At 71.7% G+C, this 3955-nt stretch carries 3 protein-coding genes; all 3 read right to left on the bottom strand.

Going from position 1 to position 3955, the window contains the following annotated elements:
- Positions 1-568: 568 nt before the first annotated feature.
- Genes P2P98_RS18545 through P2P98_RS18535 form a run of 3 tightly spaced genes read right to left on the bottom strand, consistent with a single transcriptional unit; the run spans position 569 to position 3819 of the window.
- On the bottom strand, positions 569-2089 hold the full coding sequence (locus P2P98_RS18545; protein ID WP_275801750.1) for a cytochrome b/b6 domain-containing protein: 1521 nt from the start codon (positions 2087-2089) through the stop codon (positions 569-571).
- Entirely contained in the window at positions 2090-3043 is a 954-nt protein-coding gene (locus P2P98_RS18540) for an electron transfer flavoprotein subunit alpha/FixB family protein (RefSeq protein WP_275801749.1), read from the bottom strand.
- The gene (locus P2P98_RS18535; RefSeq protein WP_275801748.1) at positions 3040-3819 is read right to left on the bottom strand and encodes an electron transfer flavoprotein subunit beta/FixA family protein; all 780 of its coding nucleotides are present in this window, start codon (positions 3817-3819) and stop codon (positions 3040-3042) included. The genes P2P98_RS18540 and P2P98_RS18535 overlap by 4 nt, the downstream gene beginning before the upstream one ends.
- Positions 3820-3955: the final 136 nt, after the last annotated feature.

The following is a 3955-nucleotide window of genomic DNA, read 5'->3' as shown; positions in this document are numbered from 1 at the left end:
ACAGAAACACGCTCTGCACGCGTTTATGCACGCAAACAGCGTTTATGCGTACTGGCGCGAGGCCGCCAGAGGGCAGAGCCGCGGGGCGCGCGGGGACCGCGCGAGGTAGCGGTCGGGCAGACGCCGGGGCGCAGCCGCGCATTCGGCATCCATAAACGCCATCCGCTCACAGAAACACGCTCTGCACGCGTTTATGCACGCAAACAGCGTTTATGCGCGCTGGCGCGGAGCGCGGAGCGCGGGGCCGGAGCGCGGGACCAGAGCGGGGGCGAGGGCATGGCGCGGCGCGGAGCCGCGGGAGGCGCGGCGCGGAGCCGCGGGAGGCGCGGCGCGGAGCCGCGGGAGGCGTGGCACGGAGCCGCGGTTGGGTGGGCGCGAGGCCGCGGCCGGCATTCGGCATCCATAAACGCCATCCGCTCACAGAAACACGCTGTGCACGCGTTTATGCGCGCAAACAGCGTTTATGCGCGGCTCGCGCGGAGCCGCGCGGACGCCCGCGCGCACGCGATGAGCGCGCAGCGTGCCGCACATCGTTTCGCCCGAGCAGTAGCCGCAAGGCCCTGCCCGCTCAGCGCATCTTCACGTCGCCGAAGAGCCGAGCGATCGGCGCCAGGACGCGCGGTCGCGCGGCCACCCATCCCGCGGCCATCATGAGCAGGGATGCCGCGAAGATCAGCAACCCGGTCGGGTCGCTCGTGAAGGCGTCGGGGTCGACCGCGCCGCGGGCGGCGTACATGTGATTCAGGTTGCGCAGGGCGCCCGTCGCCAGCACCAGCCCGACGTGCACGACGATGAACGCCACGAAGAACAGCATCACGGGGAAGTGGATTCTGCGCGCCCACTCGAGGGGGTACATCCGGTTGAGCTTCTCGGCGTTCTTGGGCCACACGCCCGACAGCCGCACGCCGCTGACGATCGCGAGCGGCGCGGCGACGAACGTGATCGCGAAGTACGACAGCTGCTGGAGGCTGTTGTAATTCACCCAGCCGTTCTCGGTGGGCCAGTCGAGCGAGACGTACTGCAGCGCGGCTGACAGCGCGTTCGGGAAGACCTCCCACGACGTCGGGACGATGCGCATCCACTGCCCGGTCGCGAACAGCAGGACGACGAAGACGACACCGTTCGCGATCCACAGGATGTCGACAGCCTGGTGGAACCACAGCGTCAGGCTGATGCGGCGCTTCTTGTTCTTCCGCGGGGACCAGAAGGCGCTCGGCCGCTTCTCACGCCGCACCTGCCATCCCGTGCGGATGATGAAGAGCAGGAAGAAGCTGTTGAGGAAGTGCGACCAGTTCAGCCATACGGGGAGCCCCACCGGCGCCCCCTCGGGGAGCGGGTACTCGCCCGGGAAGGCGGCCAGGAAGTCGCGCCCCGGCTCGAGAGCCAGGACGAACCGCGCGAGCAGCACCGCGATCCCGGCCAGCGCGAACGCGAAGACTCCGAGCACGATCATCGAGCCGAGCCACTGCAGCGGCGTGTAGGGGCCGATGCGGTGCGGTTCGGCCTTCGCGGGGCGAGGTGCGGATGCCGCGACGCCCGGCCACACCGTCCTCCGCACCGCGAGGGGCGGGCGAGGGGCGGCCGACGGGGTCGCGGATTCGGAAAGCGTCACCGGATTCGGATCGATCTCGCCGATGCGTCCGGATCTGCCGCCGTTCTCCGAATCTGCGCGCGCGGAAGCCGGCGGCCACGGCTCGCCACCCGAAACGCGAGGCAGCCCCCGCCGCACCTCCGACGTGGGCGCGGAGTCCGCGGCATCCGGATCCGAAAGAGGCTCACGCCCGGAACTCGCGGAATCCGCGAGACCGGCCGCATCCTGCGCGACCGACACGGCCGCGGATTCGGAAAGCGTCACCGGATTCGGATCGATCTCGCCGCTACGTCCGGATCCGCCGCCGTTCTCCGAATCCGCAACAACGGAACCTGGCGGCCACGGCTCGCCGTCGCCCCGCGCACCCTGCACCGGCGCGGCGCCCACCACGGAGATGTCGTCCCCCGCCTCGGGCGCGCCGGAGACCGCGGGCGGCCAGGGCTCCCCGCCGGGGACGCGCGGCAGCCCGCGACGCGGGTTGCGTGGTGTGGACGCCATCTATTTCTTCGGAGCCTCGAGCGCGCTGATCAGGTGCGGGACGACGGTGAACAGATCTCCGACGATACCGAAGTCGGCGATCGCGAAGATCGGCGCCTCGGCGTCTTTGTCGACCGCGACGATGGTGGTAGCGGTCTGCATGCCGGCGCGGTGTTGGATCGCCCCCGAGATCCCGAGCGCGATGTACAGCCGCGGCGACACGGTCACGCCCGTCTGTCCGACCTGCGCGGCGGCCGGCACGTATCCGGCGTCGACCGCCGCGCGCGATGCGCCGACCGCGGCGCCGAGCACGTCGGCGAGCTGCTCGACGAGCGCGAAGTTTTCGCGCGAGCCCACGCCGCGCCCTCCGGCCACCACGATGTCCGCGCCGCGCAGCTCGGGGCGCGACGACGGCGCGGCGGTCTCGGAGAAACTCTCGACTCGACCCGCCGGGACTCCGGATGCCACGACCTCCAGCCGCTCGACGACAAGAGGCTGCGTGTCGAGGCGCTCGGTGACCGCGCCCGGCCGCAGGGTGGCGACAAGCGGCCCGAAGGTCGGGGCACCCTCCACCGTGAATGCCCCACCGAAGGCGGAATGCCGCGCCACGATCCCGAGCTCGTCGCGGTCGAGACCCACCACGTCGGCAGCGAGCGGCAACCGCAGACGTGCGGCCAAGCGGGCCACGGCGTCGCGCGATTCGATGGAGTTCGACGCGAGCACGAGGTCGGGGCGCTCGCGCGCGACCGCCGCGGCGAGCGCGTCGACCACGGGAAGGGTCAGGGCGTCGGAATCGGCGTCGGCGGTGAGCACGCGCACCGCGCCGAGGCCGGCGGCCTCCTCCGCGGCGCGCGACGGTCCCACGACGACCGCGACCGACTCCCCCACCCGGCCGGCCGCGGCTAGCAGCCCCGCGGACGACGCGGCGAGCGCCCCATTGGGGAGTACCTCGAGCAGCACGAGCGCGACGGTCATCGCAGCACCCCCTCGTCGGCGAGGAAGGCGGCGAGCTTCTCGGCGGCGTCTCCGTCGTCGGTGATCTTGATCCCCGCCTCGCGGGGAGGGCGCTCGGTGACCGACAGCATGATGTACCGGGGCACGGCGGGATCCTCCGCCTCGACGCCGAGGGCCGTGGCATCCAGAGTCTCGTACGGCTTCTTCTTCGCCGCCATGATGCCCTTGAAGGTCGTGAACCGCCCCTCGGGCATCGCCTCGGTGATCGAGACGACCGCCGGGAGCGCGGCCGACACCCGCATCGTGCCCGCGTCGCTCACACGGTCGCCGGAAGCGGAGTCGCCCGTCAGCTCGAGGCTCGACAGCGCGGTCAGGTTCGGCACGGCGAGGATCTCGGCGACCATCGCGGGCAGCACGCCGCCACCCCCGTCGGTCGAGAGGTTGCCGGCGATCACGAGGTCGAATCCCGTGCGCCGGATGGCCGCCGCGAGCACCTCGGCGGTCAGCAGCAGATCGGCCCCGTGCAGCGCATCGTCGACGACGTGCACGGCGGACGTCGCTCCCATCGCCAGCGCCTTGCGCACCGTGGCCGCGGCCGATGCCGGCGCCATTGTCAGCACGACCACCTCGGTTCCCTCATGCGCATCGGCGTGGGCGAGCGCGGCCTCGACCGCGCGCTCGTCGATCTCGTCGAGCACGGGCGTCGCGGCCGCCCGGTCGGTCAGCCCGGTCTCGAGGTCGAGCCGGCGCTCGCCCCACGTGTCGGGCACTTCTTTGATCAGCACCACGATCTTCATCGACGCGGCTCCTTCGTTCGGGGGATGGATGCCACGGCCTCACGGCCACGGTCACGTTCGGGTCGCGGAGGCTTCGACAAGCTCAGCCACCGCTGCACGCCCCGCCGCCCGCGCGACGCCCGCGGAGGCTTCGACA

Origin of the sequence: Microbacterium sp. Kw_RZR3, assembly GCF_029222405.1 — a bacterium.
GTDB lineage: Bacteria > Actinomycetota > Actinomycetes > Actinomycetales > Microbacteriaceae > Microbacterium.
The sequence above is the reverse complement of the archived record's forward strand: the minus strand, read 5'-3'. Positions and strand labels throughout refer to the sequence as shown.

Coding starts and splice junctions, on each gene's coding strand:
- P2P98_RS18545 (WP_275801750.1), bottom strand. CDS start 2,089: ATGGCGTCCACACCACGCAACCCGCGTCGCGGGCTGCCGCGCGTCCCC.
- P2P98_RS18540 (WP_275801749.1), bottom strand. CDS start 3,043: ATGACCGTCGCGCTCGTGCTGCTCGAGGTACTCCCCAATGGGGCGCTC.
- P2P98_RS18535 (WP_275801748.1), bottom strand. CDS start 3,819: ATGAAGATCGTGGTGCTGATCAAAGAAGTGCCCGACACGTGGGGCGAG.